Raw genomic sequence first — 19,501 nt, 5'->3', positions numbered from 1 at the left:
CATAATACAAACCATGTTCGGTGTCGATTTACATACACATACGCTCATTTCAGATGGAACCTACTCTCCTGAGCAATTGGTACAAGCCGCTGTGGATTTAAAAATTCATACTTTAGCGGTGACTGACCATGACACAATGGATGGTTTAACGCGGGCGCAGCGTTATCTTGATGAGCATGCTCAAGATCATGATATTCGGCTGATTTCAGGTGTAGAGGTATCAAGCCAATGGTCTAGACCAAATACCAAAAAGAGTTATGGGGTGCATATTGTCGCTTTGAATATGCAGGATGAAACCCCAATCAGGGAACTGCTGGAACAGCAGAAGAAAGTGCGTGCCGAACGTGCAAAAGTCATTTGTGATTTATTGGAAAAATGTATTGGTTTTGATATTTATCCTGAGGTGATTGCCAAAGTTGATGGACATGCGGATCGCGTAACACGAACACATATTGCCAAAACCTTGGTCGAAAAGAATATCGTGAGCCGCCCTCAACAAGCATTTGATCGCTTTCTCAAAGAAGGCAAAAAAGCATTTGTTAAGTTTGATGGCGTTGGATTAAAAGAAACCATCGATGTGATTCATGCCAGTCAGGGCTTTGCCGTGTTAGCACACCCAACACGTTATGATCTTTCTGCGACCAATATCCGCTATCTGATTGAGTTATTTGCTGCAAGCGGTGGTGATGCTGTTGAGTTGCCACCAAGTATAGAACCAGCTTCGACTCGACAAATGGTGGATCGAATGATTCAGCAATGTGATTTAGCGGTATCGATTGGTAGTGATTTTCATGGCGACAATATGCCTTGGATTAAATTAGGACAAACACCTCGAGTTAAAGAAGGGCAACGAGGTGTTTGGGAGCAATTTAAATATCCAACATCATAATAAATTATGATCATGTGCCTGAATCGGCGGTGGAGTCGGACGACCTAAAGTACCGAGTAGCTCGATTTCAATGTTACGTACCATTGCATCTAATGGTAAGTCATTGCTTTGTGTACCAAAGGGTTCTTCGATTTCTGTACTTAATGCATCCAAACCGAGAAAAGTATAAGCCAAGATTCCAACTAAAAGAGGTGTGACTAAGCCTAATAACGAGCCTAAGCTAAACGGCAACATGACACAGAAAAAATACACCGTGCGATTCAGTAAAACAGAATACGCAAATGGAATCGGGGTATTCGCAATACGATCACAGCCTGTCTGCATTTCACTTAATGCTGCTACATGTTGATTCATTTGAGTATAAATAATATCTGTGATTTCGCCTTCTTTGAGTGCTTGTAAAAGCTCCCATTGGATTAAGCTGAGTGTGTACTGCGGCGCATTTTGTTGTTGATAGAGTTGAGTAAGCGCTTGCGGACTTAAACCACTTGTTTCAGTCAGCTCTGTAGGATTGGCAGTTTGATGACGTAAACGGTCACGTAAAACGTTGGCAAACACAATCACATTTTGGATTACACGTTCACGACGCGCTTGGGTTAGAACACGACAATCACGATCGAAATGCCGAGCTGTGGCAATTAATACACCCCACAGTTTACGCGCTTCCCACCAACGTTCATAACAAGCACTATTCTTGAAACCAAGGAAAATCGAGAGTACGACGCCGATTAGAGTGAAGCCAACTAACGGAATTTCAGGAAAGCGGTATAAATTGACATACTCAATACCACCGATGATGGCTGAGACCAGCATAACAAAGCCGAGTGAGGGTAAAATTTTAGGTAAAATCGTCCCACGCCACGAAAATAAAACTTTAAAAATACTGGGCTGGTCACGAACAATCATGTTATTTGGATCATTAATTTTATCAGTTGATATTCTCGTTTGCTTTACTCTTTGTCAAGATCAGATTGCTTGATTTTAGTAGGGTTGAGTAGTTGTTGCTCAGAAAAAGAAAAATAGCTTTCAGGCGAAATAATAAAGTGATCGATCAGATGGATTTCAAGTAATTTACACGCTTGTTTGAGCTGTTGTGTAAGGTAAAGATCTTCAGTTGAAGGATGAGCAATTCCATAGGGATGATTATGCGCAACCACGATTTGGCAGGCTTGTTGTTGTAATACATAACGTAGTGTTTGATTCAATGAAACACTACACGAATGATGTGAGCCAAAAAACAATTTCTTGAAATGTAACTTCCTTAACTCAGCATCTAAACACAGTACCGCAAAGACTTCTTGTTTTTCACCCATCAATTCATAGCGTAAATAGTCGAGTACCAGACTAGAGGTATCCAGACAAAGTCGTTGTTGTTGAAAATGATTGTTTAAATAGCGCCGTCCAAGTTCTTTTACTGCCATGAGCTGGGCATATTTAGTGGAGGCGATGCCATTGAATTGGGATAAATCTTCAAGTGAGGCATCAAAAATAGGATTCAGCCCACCAAAGTGTTGAATGAGGATGCGCGCTAGTTCAACTGCGGAATGTTGTTTAGAACCTGAACGTAAAAAAATCGCAAGAAGTTCTGCATCGGATAAACTTTGAGCCCCTTGAAATAATAAACGCTCTCTTGGTCGTTCTTGTTCAGGCCATGCTTTGATGGACTGCTTAATAGATTGATTCATTGTTAAATTCACTTTGATTTTATTGTGTTTATGACTTTTTAAAAACCCATCACTTGGGTCTGATCGTATTTAATGCTATTGTGAGCGCCACTGCAACAGCAAGGTATCCTGTTTGTGAGCTTCGATCTTAGTGTTATTCCTCATAAAAACATTATATTGGCGGTTACTGGCGGCATTGCTGCCTATAAAAGTGCCATTTTGGTACGTCGTTTAAAAGACTTTGGTTTTGATGTCCGTGTGGTCATGACACATGGCGCACAAGCTTTTATTACGCCATTAACCTTTCAGGCACTTTCAGGTAATCCTGTACATACAGAGCTACTTGATCCAGAAGCTGAAGCAGGTATGGGGCATATCGAATTGGCGCGTTGGGCAGATTTAGTGTTGGTCGCACCTGCAAGTTGTGACACGATCGCAAAATTTGCAAATGGTTTAGCTGATGATTTGCTCAGCACATTATATTTAGCAACCAAAGCACCTGTTTGGGTAGCGCCTGCAATGAACCAGCAGATGTGGGCGGCAAAAGCGACTCAGCGTAATTTGCAAACTTTGGTTGAAGATGGCGTGCATGTCATTATGCCTGATGCAGGTGAGCAAGCTTGCGGTGATGTAGGTTTAGGGCGTATGCCTGAACCAGAGGACTTGGCAAGACAAGTCGCTGCTTACTTCCATAAAGCACAACGTGCGATTGCGGAAAAGTTTGGTTTACTGGCAGGAAAACGCGTCACCATTACTGCAGGACCAACGCGTGAAGCGATTGATCCTGTACGTTATATTTCAAATCATAGTACGGGTAAAATGGGCTTTGCTTTGGCAGCCGCATGCTATGCTGCGGGCGCAAAAGTAACGTTGGTGGCGGGGCCAGTCAGTTTAGATACCCCAAATGGTGTAGAGCGAATTAATGTAAAATCTGCAATGCAAATGTTAGATGCCAGTATGAATCAGCTTGAAGAAGGCTGCGATATCTTTATTGCGACTGCGGCAGTTGCGGATTATCGTGTGGCTGAAGTAGCTGAGCATAAAATCAAAAAAGCGGGTGATGAGCTGGCAGTATCGTTGGTGAAAAATCCGGATATTGTTGCGACGATTGCACAGCAACAACAGCGTCCCTTCATGGTGGGCTTTGCTGCGGAAACACGTAATGTGGAAGAATATGCAGCAGGGAAGTTGGTTGCTAAAAAGCTCGATATGATTGCATGTAACGATGTTTCTCGCCCTGATATTGGTTTTGCTTCTGATGAAAATGCGATGACCGTATTCTTCGCGCAATCCTATCATCTAGAGAAACGTGAGTTAGAGAAAGCGTCTAAGCAAGAAATATCACAACAATTGGTTGAAGCTATCCATGATGCGTTACTGCAAAAATAGAGTAACTTGACTTTGCCGTTTTATCAAAATGCAACGAAATCGTTGCATTTTTTATGTATGCTAAAACGGCATAGACATTTGAGCTTGTTGAGCTTAGGTGGTCGATGGATCTGCGCAAAACCGAGAATAGCCACAGTTTTTATTAGGGATATCCTGATGATGAAAAGAACTTTAGCCACAATCATTTTAGTATCATCTTTTTCACTCAGTAGTGCTGTTATGGCTGCGAGTCTTGCAGATGATATGAAAACGCTTGGCAAAAATTATAAAGTGTTTAATCAAGCTAAAAATCCACAAGATGCAACGGCCGCATTAAATAATATGCGCGGTGCAGCTGTAAATTCAAAACAGTTTAAGCTGGCTGCACATACTTCTGACAAAGTGCCAAGCTCAACGGATTTATTTGAGCAAATTATTGTCGAAATTGATAAAGCAAAAGCGCTTGTTCAAGCTGGTAAGCTAGATGAAGCAAAGCAACAAGGCAAAAAAATTGCTACGTTACGTGACCAAGGGCATAAGTATTATTCGCACTAATAGATCTGTGGTAGGAATAATAGGATAAGGCTGTACTTAAAAAAGTGCAGCTTTTTTTATTGGAATTCAGCTGGTTAGTATTTAAAGCTAAGACTGAGCATGATTCAGATTTTCACTGAAAGACAAAGTTGCTACAGTGAAAACATGAATGATGAGAGGTGATGATATGTCCTCACAACAACGTAATTATGAGCGCATTGCTCAAGCGATTCAGTATATCCAGCAGAACTTTCAGCAACAGCCACAATTGGATGAGGTGGCCGCACATATTCACTTAAGCCCTGCTCATTTTCAGCGGTTATTTACGGATTGGGTCGGCACCAGTCCTAAGAAGTTTTTACAGTATATTAGTGTTGAATATGCCAAACAGATTTTGAAGCAGGAGCAGGGTAGTGTTTTTGATGCGACCTTTGCCACAGGATTGTCCAGTACCAGCCGCTTGCATGATTTATTTGTTCAGATAGAAGGCATGACTCCGGCCGAATATAAACAAGGTGGTCAGAGTCTGACGATTCACTATCAATTCACAGAGACTTTGTTTGGTGAAGTGCTGATTGCATCGACACATAAAGGGATTTGTGCATTAAGTTTTGTCGATGATCGTGCTGATGCCTTAGCGCAGTTAAAGCTGCAATTTCCTCAAGCTGTCTTTATTGAGCAGATTGATGCTTTTCAACAGAGTGCTTTAGCTTTGTTTCAAAAAGACCAGCAGCAATTGGCTGAGATTAAACTGCATTTGAAAGGAACTGATTTTCAACTCAAGGTTTGGCAAAGTCTGCTTAAAATTCCGATGGGACAACTTGCGACTTATGGTGAGCTTGCAAAAGTGATTAATCATCCTAAAGCAGCCCGTGCGGTAGGATCGGCGATCGGCAGTAATCCTGTGGCATTTTTAATCCCATGCCATCGGGTAATTCAGTCAAGTGGTCTCTTTGGTGGTTATGAGTGGGGCAGTGTCCGAAAAACGGCAATTATTGGCTGGGAAGGTGTTCAAACACATGCAGCAATCTGAACTGACACAGATCCAAGCCGTGATCGATAAGATTCAAGCGCTGAATTGGGATGTTATCACTGAGCAAATACATCAACAGGGATTTGCCTTGATTAAGCAGATTTTATCGACTGAGCAATGTGAGCTGCTCAAACAGCTATATTCGCAACCTGATCTGTATCGTAAATCAGTTGAGATGCAACGCTATCGCTTTGGTTTGGGGGAATATAAATATTTTACTTATCCTTTACCAAATCTGATTGAACGGATACGCCATGAAGTTTATCCCCATCTGGTGCCGATAGCCAATGCATGGTTTAGGGTATTGAAATTAGAGCGCTCATTTCCATCCTCACATGCAGAATTTTTACAGCAATGTCATCAACATGGGCAAACGCTGGCAACGCCACTGATTTTGAAATATGGACAAGGTGGTTTTAATACACTTCATCAGGATTTATATGGTGAGGTTTATTTTCCTTTACAGCTGGTGATTGTATTGAGCCAGCCAAATGTGGATTTTACGGGAGGTGAATTTGTTTTAACCCAACAAATTCCTCGAGCTCAATCCAAGGTGTTGGTGATGCAGCCAGAACAAGGCGATATATTGATTTTTACGACACAGTTTAAACCTGAAAAAGGCAATCAGGGCTATTATCGGGTCAATATCAAGCATGGAGTGAGCCCGATTCTACAAGGGGAGCGTTATAGCCTTGGTATTATTTTCCATGATGCGATGAGTTAGTCTGATGTGGCGGCATAGTGAGTTAGAGCAAACTGAGTTACATCTAAAATTAAAACAGCAGGAAATTCGGTTTGCAGGCAATGCTCAGCTTAAAATTTATGGCAGATTGACCTGTACTTCAGGGAAGCGCATGCTAAAAAGTAATCGGGTGTTTTTGCTGATGAGCATGAAGCAAGGGGACAAGGTTATCGCCCTTGTGGACATTGTATGAAGCTGGCCTATAAGAAGTGGAAAGATGCAACTATTTGATATTGAAGCTGATCCAGAGCAGAATTATTTACCTTATGATGGTACGGTACAGTACTATGGCAAAGTGGTGCAAACAGCGGCGGCAGATCATTATTTTGAGGCATTGCTACATACAATTGCTTGGGAAAATGATCAAGCACTGATTTTTGGCAAACTATTCACCACCAAACGTAAAGTGGCTTGGTATGGTGATCGGCGCTTTGAATATACCTATTCCAACATGAATAAATATGCGTTGCCGTGGACAGTTGAACTCATCGAGCTCAAAGCACTGGTTGAAACGTTAACAGGCGAAACATTCAACTCTTGTCTACTCAATCTTTACCATTCCGGTGAGGAGGGAATGGCATGGCATAGTGATGGTGAAACAGATCTGAAAAAAAATGGTGCGATTGCCTCATTAAGCTTTGGGGCAGAACGAAAATTCGCGTTTAAACATAAACAGAGTAAAGAAAAAGTAGAACTATATTTAGAGCATGGTAGTTTATTGGTCATGAAAGATGTGACACAAACGCATTGGCTACATCGTTTACCGCCCACTAAAAAAGTCAGTACTGCAAGGATAAACCTGACTTTTAGAACTATTGTGGGGTGAATATAAAAAGGGACTGAAAAAATCAGTCCCTTTTTATAAGTAAGCTTGAGTTTGATTAAGCTTGACCTTCCGCATCAGCATTTGCTTGTAGGCGTTGCATGTTTGCTTCGAACTCAGCATCAAAGTTAATTGGTGTAAGAAGCAATTGTGGGAAGCTACCTTTTGTTACTAAATCATTTACTGCTTCACGTAAGAACGGGAACAGAATGTTTGGGCAATAAGCGCCAAGAATGTATGGAAGACGATCTTCTTCTACACCATCAATCAAGAAAATACCTGATTGAGTTACATCAACGATGAACGCAGTTTCATTTTCGTTGTTCGCTTGAACCACAACTTTCAAAGACACTTCATAATGTGTTGGATCAATTTTCTCTGCTGCAGAAGATAAATTGATATTAAGTTCAGGCTGCCATTGTTTAGTAAATACTTGTGCACCTGGAACTTCAAATGAAATATCTTTTGTGTAGATACGTTCTAACGCGAGTTGTGGTTGAACTTGTTCTTCGCTCATTGTTTTTCCTTAAATTTTGGAGTGTAGTTAAGCCAATAATGAATCGAGTTTACCTTCACGCTCTAAAGCATAAAGTTGGTCGAAACCGCCAATAAACTGGTCTTTGATAAAAATTTGTGGCACGGTACGATGATTAGTACGTTGCATTAACTCAATACGAACTTCCGGCGCTTCATTGGAAAGATTAATTTCTTTATAAGCAACACCCTTACGTTCCAGCAATTGTTTCGCACGGACACAATATGGACAAGAAAGTGTTGAATAGATCGTGACGTTTGGAGTTGTCATCTGTTCTCTCCTTAAGCTTTGGTTTTACTTTTCACTAATGGCAAGCCTTGTGCTTTCCAGTTACTAATTCCGCCGTCTAAGCGGTAACTGTCTGCATGACCCACTTTTTGCAAAGCGGTGCCTGCAACTTGCCCTAAGTTACAAATAAAGACCAATGGACGGTCACTGGCTTTTAATTCATCGATGTGACTGGTGATTTGGCTGTAAGAAATGTTACGGCTACCACTAATGTGACCTTCACGGAAATCTTTCGCATCACGAAGATCAATCAGCATGGCATTTTTTGCTTTAACCAAAATACCTAAAGATTGTGGTGAAATTTTACGACCATTGCGTTGTCCTTCTAAAACAAAGAACAAAATGATTAACACCCCAAGTGTGCCAAACAAGAAGGGGTGATTCCCCATAAACTCAAACCAACGTTCCACAAGTCACCTAAAGTTAGAAATCAAAAATTGCCACTGAGTATAACTTATCTCAATGGTGATCAAAAACCTTAGTTCAAGGGCAAGTTTTAATTAATGTTAATTTTTTTGTTGAGCTTCTTGGATTTCATCGCTCAGTCGTAAATAACTGTCTAAACGACGAGGCAAAATCTCTCCAGCTTCAACCGCTTGTTTCAACGCGCAATTCTTCTCATGGGTATGGGTACAGTTGCGAAATTGGCAAAGCCCTAAGTGTGCTTCGATTTCTGGGAAGCCTGTACGTACTTTTTCCAAACTCAAATGCCAGAGTCCAAATTCACGAATACCCGGTGAATCGATTAACGCACCATTTGTTCCAAATTTAATCAAACGGGTTGAGGTGGTGGTATGTTGACCCAATGCTGAGTTTTCTGAGATGACATTGGTTTTCTGTGCAGCGTCTGGAACAATGGTATTAATCAATGAGCTTTTACCTACGCCTGATTGACCTACAAAAGCCACCGTCTCATTATCCAGTCGTGCAGCAAGCGCAGACAAATCACCTTGTGATTGGCAAATCAAACTTTCATAACCCAAAGCTTCATATTCGCTGAGCAAGGTTAGAATTGGATCATTTTCTGTGAGCAGATCAGATTTATTCAGCACCAATAAAGCTGGAATATTGGCATCTGCACACGCGACCAAATAGCGATCAATTAATGTCGGTGCAGGTTCAGGTAGGGGCGCAAATACAATCACGATCAGACTGATATTGGCAGCTACGGGTTTGACCTTATGATAACGATCTGGACGCGTGAGTAAGGATTGTCGAGGGTATATCGCCGTGATAATCCCAAGCCCTGTATTTGGATCTGCTTGCCATTTGACACGGTCACCGGTTACCAACAACTCTAAGTTGGTACGGGTATGGCAACGCCAAATGCTATCTAATTCAATCGGTTTCCAAAACGGTTCTGGCTCACCATCTGCAACCAGCGGTTTTTCGGGATGTTGTGCAGGTACAGACAAAGCTTGTACTTCGAGTTGACGACCATAATGCTGAACCACCAGTCCATCTAAATCTTGCGATGTATCAATGTCATCTTGACGAGACTTATGTTGTTTCTCAATACGACGTTGCTGCTGTTCAGTTAATCGACGCTTACGAATTAAAGCCATTCATATCCCAAAAAATCCACACTTTCAAGACCGCAAAAATAGCACGAAGCCGCTATAGAATTACAGCCAAGATGTAATTAATTTGCTACTATTGATGTTTTTAAGCACATTAGAATCGCCATCCATGAGCAGCACCCCTGATACACGATTAATTTGGATCGACCTTGAAATGACAGGTCTTGATACCGATAACGACAAGATTATTGAAATTGCGACAATTATTACGGATGACAATCTTAATATCTTAGCTGAGGGTCCTGTTTTAGCCGTACACCAGTCTGATTTGATTTTAAATGCAATGGACGAGTGGAATACCAAACAGCATGGTCAATCTGGTCTAATTGAACGTGTGCGTCGCAGTAAATTGACTGCACAAGATGCGGAACAGCAAACATTGGAATTCCTGAAAAAGTGGGTCAATCCAAAATCATCGCCGATGTGTGGTAACTCGATTTGTCAAGACCGTCGTTTCTTGCATCGTTTAATGCCTGAATTAGAACAATTCTTCCATTATCGAAACTTGGATGTATCTTCAGTGAAAGAGTTAGCCAAACGCTGGAGACCTGAAATTATGAGTGGCTTAAAGAAAAATGCGTCACATTTGGCGATGGATGACATCCGAGATTCAATTGCAGAGTTAAAATATTACCGTGAATATTTTTTTATTATGAATAATGATAAATAATCATGGTATTTGATCTTCTCTAAAAAAATAGATCATTATTATTGAGAAAAGGAGCTTAAATCGGCTCCTTTTTTATCGAATGTAAAAAAATATTGGGCTAAATTGCAAAATCGCTTACACTCACATTTTCATTTCGTTAACTATAAAAAGAGAGCAGACATGCAAAGCGATAATCCTATTTTAACCCGTGTTGAAACCTATAGTAATGTAGCCGAGCCCATGACCATCCAAGGGGCTATTCAGAAGTCTGTGCTATTAACCGTGATTGCAGCGGCATTAGGCATTGCATTATTTTTATATTGTGCGATGACTGCTAATTTTTCAATTGCTTATGCAGCGACCATTGTCGGCATTATTGGTAGTCTTGCGCTTGGTTTAATCACCACGTTTAAACCAAATACAGCCCCAGCTTTGGCGATTCCTTTTGCTTTATTTGAGGGTGCATTTTTAGGTGGGGTATCTTTCATTTTCCAAGTGAAATTTCCTGGTGTGCCATTACAAGCTTTACTTGCAACGTTTGTGACCACTTTGGTTTTGTTTGCTTTGTATAAGTTCCAAGTGATTCGTGCTACAGAGAAGTTTAAGGCTGTAGTCATTTCTGCTTCGATTGCGATTGCATTGGTATTCGTCGTACAGATTTTTTTAAGTTTCGCACTTGGTTCGACCATCCCTTATATCTTTGAGAGCAATTGGTTGGGAATTGGTTTTGCTGCTTTTGTTGCGGTAATTGCATCCTTAAATCTTATTTTAGATTTTGATTTGATTGAAAATGCTGCTGCTCAATATGCACCTAAAAACTTTGAGTGGGTATGTAGTATTGCGTTATTGGCAACTTTGGTTTGGATGTATTATTCATTTATGCGCTTATTGAGCTTAATTCAGAAGTAAGCATAGATTCGAGTTGTTTTATCGACTTCAACTAAACACGCTGAATCGTTTTATGCATCTGACGTCATGTTTAAACTGAGGTAGATGCAAGCGATTTCAGCGTGTTTTTTTGTAGGATTGAGAAAAAAGATGCATTATGCAATTCCGAAAAACACGGAATATTGGCATCATGGGTGAAAATTTTTCGAGTGAGAATAAGATGTCACAAGGACTTTTAGCTGGTAAACGTTTTTTAATTGCTGGGATTGCCAGCAAATTATCAATTGCTTACGGTATTGCAGCCGCTTTACATCGTGAAGGTGCGGAGTTAGCGTTTACTTATCCAAATGAAAAGTTAAAGAAACGTGTTGATGATTTTGCAGCACAATTTGGCTCAAACTTGGTTTTTCCTTGTGATGTTGCAGTAGATGAAGAAATTGATAATGCCTTTGTCGAACTTGCAAAACATTGGGATGGTTTAGATGGTGTGGTGCATTCAATTGGTTTCGCACCAGCACATACGCTTGATGGTGATTTTACAGACGTGACAGACCGTGACGGTTTCAAAATCGCGCATGACATCAGTGCTTATAGTTTTGTTGCGATGGCTCGTGCAGCGAAGCCTTTATTACAAGCGCGCCAAGGTTGTTTATTGACTTTGACTTATCAAGGTTCTGAGCGTGTGATGCCAAACTACAACGTGATGGGTATGGCAAAAGCATCTTTGGAAGCAGGTGTTCGTTATTTAGCTTCTAGCTTGGGTGCAGATGGTATTCGTGTAAATGCGATTTCAGCGGGTCCAATCCGTACTTTGGCGGCATCTGGTATTAAATCTTTCCGTAAAATGTTAGATGCCAATGAAAAGATTGCACCTTTAAAACGTAATGTGACTATTGAAGAAGTCGGTAATGCTGCATTATTCCTTTGTTCACCGTGGGCTTCAGGCATTACAGGTGAAATCATGTATGTTGATGGTGGTTTTAATACTGTGGGTATGAGCCAATCAATGATGGATGATGAATAAGATTAATCTAATTTATTTGATAAAGCCGCTTTGATAGCGGCTTTATTTTTTTAGGATTATGAGGCTTTTAAAAATGTAGTTTTGGTATTTTTATTTGCCATGTTGAGTAAAACCTTGGTTAATACCTAAAAAATTCATCTTGGCAGAGAAACTATACCTCTTGATGATTCAATTGAAGAACTCTGTTTGATTGTTTTGTTTAGTATGACCTTCGCTAAGATAAGCCCAAGATTGACGAATACCAAAGGCATAAAGTAAACCAAATACAATACATATAGTTGAGCTGACTAACCAGAATGTAAGGCTATTCTCGGGAAACATTGGCATTAATGGGATAAAAACTATTCCCCGTATTAGATATATTGTGGTGATTACGCATAATGCGAGACGTAATAATGGAAGTTTTAAAATAACACCTGCCCCCGATAAAGCGTAAAGCGAACAAATTATTAGCAGGGTGACAATTATCAGGGTAACTATTGTGGGATAAATATGACCCATCTCAGCCATTTGCGCCATTTGTTCTCCAGCTCCAAAAAATCTATACCAGTCACCGCCGAAGATAATGCAGCCTAAATGTAATAATGCAGCTACTCCACTACAAATTGCTGCTGCGATTAAAAATTTATTCTTGTGCACGTTGTTTGTTCCTTTTCGTGTTTAACTGTAGCTATCACGCATAATTTCATATAACTATTTGATTTTCTATTTTATCTTAACTTTTTTTTGCTTAAAATATAAACATAAGTTTGGGCGCAAACACAAAAGCTATGGACAACATCACTTCATAAACTTTGATCTTATATTTAATTCGACAATAAGCGATCCATTGAAAATATATCAATAAGTATAATTAATCATTTGTCATCCCATACTTTATATGATAATTAATGCTGGTTTTTTGTTTAATCGAAAATTTTTAAATAGAGTGTCGATAAACATATTATTTTAATGCTTCGGGGAAGGTCATCATAACGTGAAGAAAATTATCATTGTATTCGGTTTAGCGATGCTACTATCGCTACAAGGCTGCGCAGCGGTTATGGCAAGTAACCAACCGCATAAAAAGAACTTGACCGTTTTAGAAGTAGGAAAACATCGTAATAACGTGATTTCTGAATTGGGTGCGCCAGTCACCTCAGAAACCATAAATGGCGAACGTAAAGAGATTTATACCTTTCAACAAGGATATTCAAAAGCAGCAAGAATCAGCCGCACACTGTGGCACACGACTGCGGATATTGCCACAATTGGTCTATGGGAAATTATTGGTTCACCAACTGAGATCTACTTTAATGGGCAAAAACTCTCATATGAGGTTGTATTTGATGCCCAAGATAAAGTGAAATCTTCTCAGTTGATTCATACCAATACGGAAGACCAAGCAGAATTAAAACAATAGTCTAGATAGACTATTGTTTGATCGGGCTTCCACCCAATGCCTGCATCAAGGTCACATAAGCATTGTACTGATTCTGTTTGGTTTCAACCAGACTGAGTCGTGCGTTACGGGTGGTCGCTTGAGCATCGAGTAAATTCTTCAAAGCGATCGCACCATTACGATAACGAACCTCTGTTAATCGCTCTGTTTTATCCGCTAGCTCTAGATTGCGTTGTTGCAATTGCACCTGTTGATCCAGTTGAGTTCGATTGGATAAAGCATTCTCTACATCTGCAAAAGCCTGATATAGCGTCTGGCGATATTGAATAATTGCTTTTTCATATTCCAGATCGCTGATCGCAAGATCTTTCTTCATGTCGTTATATTGCAGAAAGGGAAGACTTAAACTTGCACCCAAAGTTAAGGCCGGATTTTGCAAGAGTTGCGTTAACGAGGTGCTCGATGCACCTAAATTACCAGTCAAATTAATCGAAGGATAATAACTGGCTTTGGTTGCATCTTTATTGGCAAGGGTTTTGCGTAAGCGCAGTTCAGATGCTTGTAAATCAGGACGACGAGATAAAATTTCGGCTGGCAATCCAACAGCAATATTAGGCAATGCACTTTGAGGTAATTGCGCTGGCTCTTGAATATTCAGTTGTTGCACAGGTTGATGCAGCAGTACCGCAATGGCAGTGCGTGCTTCAACACGTTGTTGTTCGATCTGGCTTAAACTGGCTTTTTGGCTTTGTACCGATTGTTCCGCTTGAGTAAGGTCTAAACCTGAAACTGCACCTGCTCGGTATTGAGATTGGACCAACTCATATATTTTTTGCGTAGATGCTAAATTTTGTTGGATGGTGTTATAGCGTTCATTTAAATAACCCAGTTGCCAGTAGAGTTTGGCTGTGGTGGCAACTAAGCTTTGCGCTGTTGCTTGAAGGTCTTGTTCGCTTGCCAGAGCTTCCCAACGACTTGCCTCAGTTTGATTGGCAAGTTTTCCAAATAAATCTAACTCATAACTCACGCCAACACTGGTTGATAAACCGCGATCACTGCCATCACCTGAGCGTAGGTCATAGTTGTGACCTGTAGAAACACTAGAGCTGGTTCGAATACCTTGCTGATTTTCAGCCAAGCCTGCTTGTAAACGAGCTTGTTTCAAGGCGATACCTGCAACAGCAAGATCCGTATTTTTTGCTAAAACCTGTTCAACTAATTGATTGAGTTGAGCATCATTAAATAATGTCCACCATTGATCAGTCAGTTTTACATTTTGTTTTTTTTGTGCATCGTACTGAAACTGTTGTGGTACTTGGACTGTTGGTGCGTTATACGGTGTTTTGACCACAGCAGAACAGCCAGCTAAAGAAGTGCTAAGACATAGGGCAAGTGCGATTTTATGTGTTTTGAATAACATTGTTTGTCATTCCTTTAATAATTTGAAAGAGCATGATTATCGAGACGGAGTCTTATCGAATTCTCATCCCTTTTCAGGTTAAGCCTTCGGCTCGACCTACTTTTCTTTCGGGAAAAGTAGGCAAAACCATTGTCATCCGCAAAACCTGTCATATTTTTTCAATTATCTTAATCTATCGCAGAAATAATATTTTGTTGATACCACGCAGGTTGCGGATGACGTTCACGTGTATCATATTTTTGGGATAGATTTTTTCGCTATTATTCTCTTGCTAAAGCAGCAACTGGATCGAGTTGTGCTGCGTTTCGTGCTGGTAAGAAACCAAAAACGATACCAATTAAACTTGAGCATACAAAGGCAGCAACAATTGAAGTGGTTGAGTAACTCATTTCAATAACGCCTTTGGCAAAATGCCCGATGACTTGACCAATGCCTAAAGAGAGCAGGACACCAAGAACACCACCTAACAGACAGACCAAGATCGCTTCGATCAAAAACTGCTGCAAAATATCGCTTTGTCTTGCGCCGACCGCCATACGTACCCCAATTTCTTGGGTTCGTTCAGTCACCGAAACCAGCATAATATTCATCACGCCAATCCCACCTACGACCAGAGAAATGACGGCAATCGCTGAGATCAGTAAAGTCATCGTGGCTGTGGTTTGTTGAATGGTTTCACGAATACTGTCTGAGTTTTGAGTAAAGACATCTTGTGCGCCGTGACGCTGTTCAAGCAAAGTCAGGATTGCATTTTCAGCTGCTGTACTTGGATATTCATCTTTGATACGCACAATGATGCTACGAACATTGGACTGTCCCAACATACGGCTCATCACAGTCGAGTAGGGGAGATAGACATTTAAACTGTCGGAATTTCCCATAAAGCCTTTTTCAGCTTCAATGACACCAATAATTCGGCTCGGAACACTTCCCAACAGAATCACTTGACCTACAGGATTGGTACCATCAGCAAAAAAAGTCTTTTCTGTATTGGCATCAATCACCACATCCTGTGCACGTTGGGTGACACCTGCTTTGTCAAAAGGCTGTCCCGATTTGAAGGTCATGCCTCGAACATAGAAAAAGTCTTCACTCACACCATTTACGGTTGCGGAAGCTTCGGTATCTTTAAAACGTAACGTTACACTGGTGTTTGCAGATGGACTTACCCCATCGACATAAGGCTGTTCAGCTAATGCATCAGCATCCGCAGGAACCAAGGTTTTGACTTGGGAGGCCCTTGATGTATCACCAAACCCCCGACCTTGATAGACCGTGATGGTATTGGTGCCGAGACTGCTGATATTTTCTAAAATTTGTTTTTGCGAACCATTTCCGAGCGCCACAACGGAGACGACAGATGCAATCCCGATGATAATCCCAAGCATGGTTAAAAAGGTTCGCATGCGATGGGCATTCATTGCAAGCAGCGCCATGCGAAAAGCTTCACCGAGACGATCAAAGAAAGAACGCCAAGCAGAAGTTTTCTTTTGCGGCTCCCGTTGCAACGGTTGATGTTCAAGGTCTGGATCAGTATTTTCAGGCGTATTGGCACGATCCGAAATAATATTACCATCACTGATTTCGATAATACGCGTTGCATTTTTGGCAACATTTAGATCATGGGTCACCAAGATAATAGTATGACCTTTGGCATTGAGTTCACGCAAAATTCGCATGACTTCAATACCACTATTTTTGTCCAATGCACCCGTCGGTTCATCTGCCAAAATAACATCACCACCATTCATCAAAGCACGTGCAATCGATACACGTTGCTGTTGACCGCCTGAAAGTTGGCTTGGGCGATGATGTAAACGTTCTCCTAATCCGAGTTCAGACAATAACTCTGCGGAACGTTCTTGGCGTAAATGATTGTCTACACCTGCATAGATTGCAGGAACTTCGACATTGCCTGATGCACTCAGATCACCCAATAAATGATAACGTTGGAAAATAAATCCAAAATATTCACGGCGTAATTGCGCGAGTTCGTCAGGTTCAAGTTGCCGTGTTTCACGGCCATTGACCAAATAACTTCCCTCAGTCGGTTTATCTAAACAACCGAGGATATTCATTAGGGTTGATTTGCCCGATCCTGATTGACCGACGATCGCAACCAACTCACCTGCATAAATCTTTAAATTGATGCCCTTGAGAATTTGGACCGTGGTTTCCCCCGCAGGAAATTCACGGGTTAGGTTACTGACTTCGAGCAGTGGTTTGGTCGAATGAATTTGATCTTGAGTCATATTACATTCTCATCGCACGCTGGCCACTGCGTTTGGCTGCATCATTTGAGCTATCTGAGCCATCAGCAATGATCACTTGATCACCTTGTTTAAGACCTTTGATGACTTCAACTGTGACACGGTTATTTAAACCCACCAATACCGGTTGTACTTTGGCAGAACCATCTGCTTGGATGACACGTACATTTGCGATACTGGCTTTTCCTTCAGTGACCAATTGGCGTTGTTCTGGACTTAGCTCAAGTCGGTTATTCGGACGTTGATCGGTTTCATTATTTGATGCAGGCGCTGCACGATCTTTACGAGCAGGGCGTTTGCTACTTTGAACCGCTGCCGCAGGAATCGTCAGTACATTTTTAGCTTCAGCTAAAACAATGTAAACCTGCGCAGTCATGTCGATTCGTAATTTGCCATCCTCATTTGGCACATCAAATAGCGCATTGTAATAAACAGCAGAATTTGATGAGGATGAAGAGCTATTGGTCGAGGTTTCAGTGTTAATTGAATTTGGAGCAGGCTCAACTTGACGCAATTTTGCATAGTGTTTCTTTTCACTGTTGCCAAGCGTTGTGAAGTAAACCGTTTGACCTTTCTCCACTTTCATCACGTCCGCTTCAGAAATTTGCGCCTTGACGGTCATGTTATCTAGCGTTGCGAGTTTGACAATGGTCGGAGCAGTTTGGTTCGCATTTACCGTTTGGCCTTCTTCAGTCACAATCGCCACAATTGTTCCATCCATCGGTGCAACAATGCTGGTATAGCCTAAATCCTCTTTAGCTGTTGCAAGGGTTAGACGTGATTGTTCGATTTGTGCATTAATTGCTGCGATTTGAGCTTGTGCTGTTTTATAGCTTGCTAGTGCCGATTCTAGCTCAGCACGAGAGGTGGCATCTTGGCTGAACATGGTTTGTTGACGCTTATATTCGGCTTCAACTTTGGCGAGATTGGCTTGTTGTACGGCCAGTTGAGCTTGTTGATTTTTAATATTGGCTTCCGCTGTTTTTAGCTCATTCTCTTGGCGTACCGAGTCAATTTGAGCGATGAGTTGCCCTTGTTTGACTTGGTCACCAAGTTGCACATACATTTTTTTGACCTGACCCGAAACCTGTGCGCCAACGCTGACCATTTTAGTGGCTTCTAAAATCCCTGTTGCCAAAACTGAGTTTTCAATATCACCACGTCCTACTTCAGCTGTGATGTATTGTGGTGTGGCTGTTTTAGGTTTTAACATGAGCCAACTCAATAGTGCAATCACGACAATACAGACTAAGATGATGATTGTTTTCACAGGTTTCATATTTTTAGAAATCAGTTTTGGCATGGGATGTGTGCATAATTAAAGATTTTATTTAGTATAAAAGTGAAATAAGGATAAAACGTGAATATTTTTAATTTAAAATGAGAATTATTCTCTATTTTTATTTTGACCTAGATTGATGGGGTAAATAATGTACGCCCACACAGCTCGCTAATGGCTTGTAACATGAGCTGCTCTGAATTTTCTTGGGACATTCCTTTAATTGCCGCATCGATACGTAATAAGAGATCGGACCACATTAAAAACTGTCTTGGATTTAATCGCCGTAATGCTTGTTGATACAGTGATACTTTGGTTTTCCAAATACCCAATTGAATAGCGTTATGAGGTTGTTCAAATAACTGCATCAGCAAACGCATTTCTTTACTTAATGTCCAAAGAATAAGGCTATCAGGCTCACCAGCGGCAAGAAGATATTGATAGATTTTGACTGATTGAGCTAGATTTCCTGCCAATAACGCATCACTTAAATCATAAGTGGTGTAGCGCGATTGATCCTGTAAGCAGGCATAGAGCTGTTCAATTTGAATCTGCTGAATGTCAGGAAAAGTATCTGCAACACGCATTAAGCTATTTTTTGCGGCGAGTAAGTTATGTTCATGATGTTGCATGAGCCATTGCCAAGCATCATTATTAAGCTCAATGCCAAGCTTTTCTGCTTCAATGGTTAGAATACGTTGACGGTCTTGAGGATAATTTGCAGTGAGTGGAACAACGACGCCATTTGCTTCGATAACTTGGAAAAAAGCGGATTTTAAACTGCTGCTGTCTTGTTTCGGTAAAACAATCAACAACAAGTTTTGTTCATTATGTTGGATGTAGTTCTTTAATAGTTTTAGCCCGTTTGCATCAGGTTTGATATTACCATGTACTTCTACTGCAAGTTGCTGAGAAAATAGTGACAAACTATTCAGTGCGTTAAAGACATTTTTCCAGTCATGGACACTATTAATATCATAGCGTTGCCGTTCCACTTCCTGCTCTTGCCAGCTTTTGCGAAAAGCATCCAGTAGATTTTGTTCAAGCAAGGGCTCTTGCCCATGCATAATCCATGCACCACGAGCTTCTGCAACACGTTTTAACGCTTGAACATAATCGAGTTTCATGAATGAG

At 40.9% G+C, this 19,501-nt stretch carries 21 protein-coding genes and 1 pseudogene; 11 read left to right on the top strand and 11 right to left on the bottom strand.

Going from position 1 to position 19,501, the window contains the following annotated elements; all coding sequences use genetic code 11:
- Window positions 1-13 precede the first annotated feature (13 nt).
- Window positions 14-889: a PHP domain-containing protein gene (locus F2A31_RS13080; protein ID WP_004637865.1), complete on the top strand. Its 876-nt coding sequence runs from the start codon at window positions 14-16 to the stop codon at window positions 887-889.
- On the opposite strand, the gene F2A31_RS13075 is transcribed toward F2A31_RS13080, so the two are convergent.
- Both F2A31_RS13075 and radC read right to left on the bottom strand, forming a co-directional pair.
- A complete protein-coding gene (locus F2A31_RS13075) occupies window positions 884-1,795 on the bottom strand; it encodes a bestrophin family protein (protein WP_075316221.1) in 912 nt (303 codons plus the stop codon). The genes F2A31_RS13080 and F2A31_RS13075 overlap by 6 nt on opposite strands.
- A gap of 44 nt (window positions 1,796-1,839) precedes the next feature.
- The gene (radC, locus tag F2A31_RS13070) at window positions 1,840-2,574 is read right to left on the bottom strand and encodes a RadC family protein (protein ID WP_150026783.1); all 735 of its coding nucleotides are present in this window, start codon (window positions 2,572-2,574) and stop codon (window positions 1,840-1,842) included.
- 114 nt (window positions 2,575-2,688) lie between these two features.
- On the opposite strand from radC, the gene coaBC reads away from it, so the two are divergent.
- The 6 genes and pseudogenes from coaBC to F2A31_RS13040 all read left to right on the top strand — a co-directional run bounded on the left by coaBC (window position 2,689) and on the right by F2A31_RS13040 (window position 7,056).
- Window positions 2,689-3,942, top strand: a complete 1,254-nt coding sequence (gene coaBC / locus F2A31_RS13065) for a bifunctional phosphopantothenoylcysteine decarboxylase/phosphopantothenate--cysteine ligase CoaBC (protein ID WP_017395626.1) — start codon at window positions 2,689-2,691, stop codon at window positions 3,940-3,942.
- Between the two features lie 156 nt (window positions 3,943-4,098).
- Complete coding sequence (locus tag F2A31_RS13060) at window positions 4,099-4,476, top strand: cytochrome b562 (RefSeq protein WP_017394705.1); 378 nt, start codon at window positions 4,099-4,101, stop codon at window positions 4,474-4,476.
- 166 nt (window positions 4,477-4,642) lie between these two features.
- Entirely contained in the window at window positions 4,643-5,488 is an 846-nt protein-coding gene (locus tag F2A31_RS13055) for a methylated-DNA--[protein]-cysteine S-methyltransferase (RefSeq protein WP_150026781.1), read from the top strand.
- Complete coding sequence (locus F2A31_RS13050) at window positions 5,475-6,212, top strand: 2OG-Fe(II) oxygenase (RefSeq protein WP_150026779.1); 738 nt, start codon at window positions 5,475-5,477, stop codon at window positions 6,210-6,212. Before F2A31_RS13055 ends, F2A31_RS13050 begins: the two co-directional genes overlap by 14 nt.
- A 4-nt stretch (window positions 6,213-6,216) precedes the next feature.
- Window positions 6,217-6,461 (top strand): annotated as a pseudogene (locus tag F2A31_RS13045) (Ada metal-binding domain-containing protein).
- Window positions 6,448-7,056, top strand: a complete 609-nt coding sequence (locus F2A31_RS13040; protein WP_005085472.1) for an alpha-ketoglutarate-dependent dioxygenase AlkB family protein — start codon at window positions 6,448-6,450, stop codon at window positions 7,054-7,056. Before F2A31_RS13045 ends, F2A31_RS13040 begins: the two are co-directional and overlap by 14 nt.
- A gap of 55 nt (window positions 7,057-7,111) precedes the next feature.
- Here the strand turns inward: F2A31_RS13040 and secB are convergent, their stop codons facing one another.
- From secB to rsgA, 4 genes are all read right to left on the bottom strand, one after another.
- Complete coding sequence (gene secB / locus F2A31_RS13035) at window positions 7,112-7,570, bottom strand: protein-export chaperone SecB (protein ID WP_005085470.1); 459 nt, start codon at window positions 7,568-7,570, stop codon at window positions 7,112-7,114.
- A gap of 27 nt (window positions 7,571-7,597) precedes the next feature.
- The gene (gene grxC, locus F2A31_RS13030) at window positions 7,598-7,858 is read right to left on the bottom strand and encodes a glutaredoxin 3 (RefSeq protein WP_004637875.1); all 261 of its coding nucleotides are present in this window, start codon (window positions 7,856-7,858) and stop codon (window positions 7,598-7,600) included.
- A gap of 11 nt (window positions 7,859-7,869) precedes the next feature.
- Entirely contained in the window at window positions 7,870-8,286 is a 417-nt protein-coding gene (locus tag F2A31_RS13025) for a rhodanese-like domain-containing protein (RefSeq protein ID WP_004637876.1), read from the bottom strand.
- Window positions 8,287-8,382: 96 nt separating this feature from the next.
- Window positions 8,383-9,441, bottom strand: a complete 1,059-nt coding sequence (gene rsgA, locus F2A31_RS13020) for a ribosome small subunit-dependent GTPase A (protein WP_004637877.1) — start codon at window positions 9,439-9,441, stop codon at window positions 8,383-8,385.
- Between the two features lie 124 nt (window positions 9,442-9,565).
- Here rsgA and orn point away from each other — a divergent pair, with 124 nt between their 5' ends.
- The 3 genes from orn to F2A31_RS13005 all read left to right on the top strand — a co-directional run bounded on the left by orn (window position 9,566) and on the right by F2A31_RS13005 (window position 12,017).
- Window positions 9,566-10,126 (top strand): oligoribonuclease, encoded by a 561-nt coding sequence (gene orn / locus F2A31_RS13015; RefSeq protein WP_162784529.1) that lies wholly within the window; start codon window positions 9,566-9,568, stop codon window positions 10,124-10,126.
- Between the two features lie 159 nt (window positions 10,127-10,285).
- Window positions 10,286-11,014, top strand: a complete 729-nt coding sequence (locus F2A31_RS13010) for a Bax inhibitor-1/YccA family protein (protein ID WP_017395631.1) — start codon at window positions 10,286-10,288, stop codon at window positions 11,012-11,014.
- Between the two features lie 199 nt (window positions 11,015-11,213).
- Window positions 11,214-12,017, top strand: coding sequence for an enoyl-ACP reductase FabI (locus F2A31_RS13005; RefSeq protein WP_035375350.1), 804 nt, complete (start codon window positions 11,214-11,216; stop codon window positions 12,015-12,017).
- 168 nt (window positions 12,018-12,185) lie between these two features.
- Here the strand turns inward: F2A31_RS13005 and F2A31_RS13000 are convergent, their stop codons facing one another.
- On the bottom strand, window positions 12,186-12,656 hold the full coding sequence (locus F2A31_RS13000; RefSeq protein WP_150026777.1) for a hypothetical protein: 471 nt from the start codon (window positions 12,654-12,656) through the stop codon (window positions 12,186-12,188).
- 337 nt (window positions 12,657-12,993) lie between these two features.
- On the opposite strand from F2A31_RS13000, the gene F2A31_RS12995 reads away from it, so the two are divergent.
- On the top strand, window positions 12,994-13,419 hold the full coding sequence (locus F2A31_RS12995; protein WP_005085454.1) for a hypothetical protein: 426 nt from the start codon (window positions 12,994-12,996) through the stop codon (window positions 13,417-13,419).
- Window positions 13,420-13,429: 10 nt separating this feature from the next.
- Here the strand turns inward: F2A31_RS12995 and F2A31_RS12990 are convergent, their stop codons facing one another.
- The 4 genes from F2A31_RS12990 to holA form a co-directional block, all read right to left on the bottom strand.
- Window positions 13,430-14,818 carry an efflux transporter outer membrane subunit gene (locus F2A31_RS12990; RefSeq protein ID WP_150026775.1) on the bottom strand — a complete coding sequence of 463 codons (1,389 nt, stop codon included), beginning with the start codon at window positions 14,816-14,818 and terminating at the stop codon, window positions 13,430-13,432.
- A gap of 260 nt (window positions 14,819-15,078) precedes the next feature.
- Entirely contained in the window at window positions 15,079-17,070 is a 1,992-nt protein-coding gene (locus F2A31_RS12985; protein WP_150026773.1) for a MacB family efflux pump subunit, read from the bottom strand.
- A gap of 1 nt (window position 17,071) precedes the next feature.
- On the bottom strand, window positions 17,072-18,391 hold the full coding sequence (locus tag F2A31_RS12980) for a MacA family efflux pump subunit (protein ID WP_150026771.1): 1,320 nt from the start codon (window positions 18,389-18,391) through the stop codon (window positions 17,072-17,074).
- 107 nt (window positions 18,392-18,498) lie between these two features.
- Window positions 18,499-19,494, bottom strand: a complete 996-nt coding sequence (gene holA / locus F2A31_RS12975; protein ID WP_150026769.1) for a DNA polymerase III subunit delta — start codon at window positions 19,492-19,494, stop codon at window positions 18,499-18,501.
- Window positions 19,495-19,501: the final 7 nt, after the last annotated feature.

The organism is Acinetobacter suaedae (assembly GCF_008630915.1).
Classification (GTDB): Bacteria; Pseudomonadota; Gammaproteobacteria; order Pseudomonadales; family Moraxellaceae; genus Acinetobacter; species Acinetobacter suaedae.
Note: the sequence above shows the minus strand (reverse complement) of the source record. Positions and strands in the feature narration are given on the sequence as shown.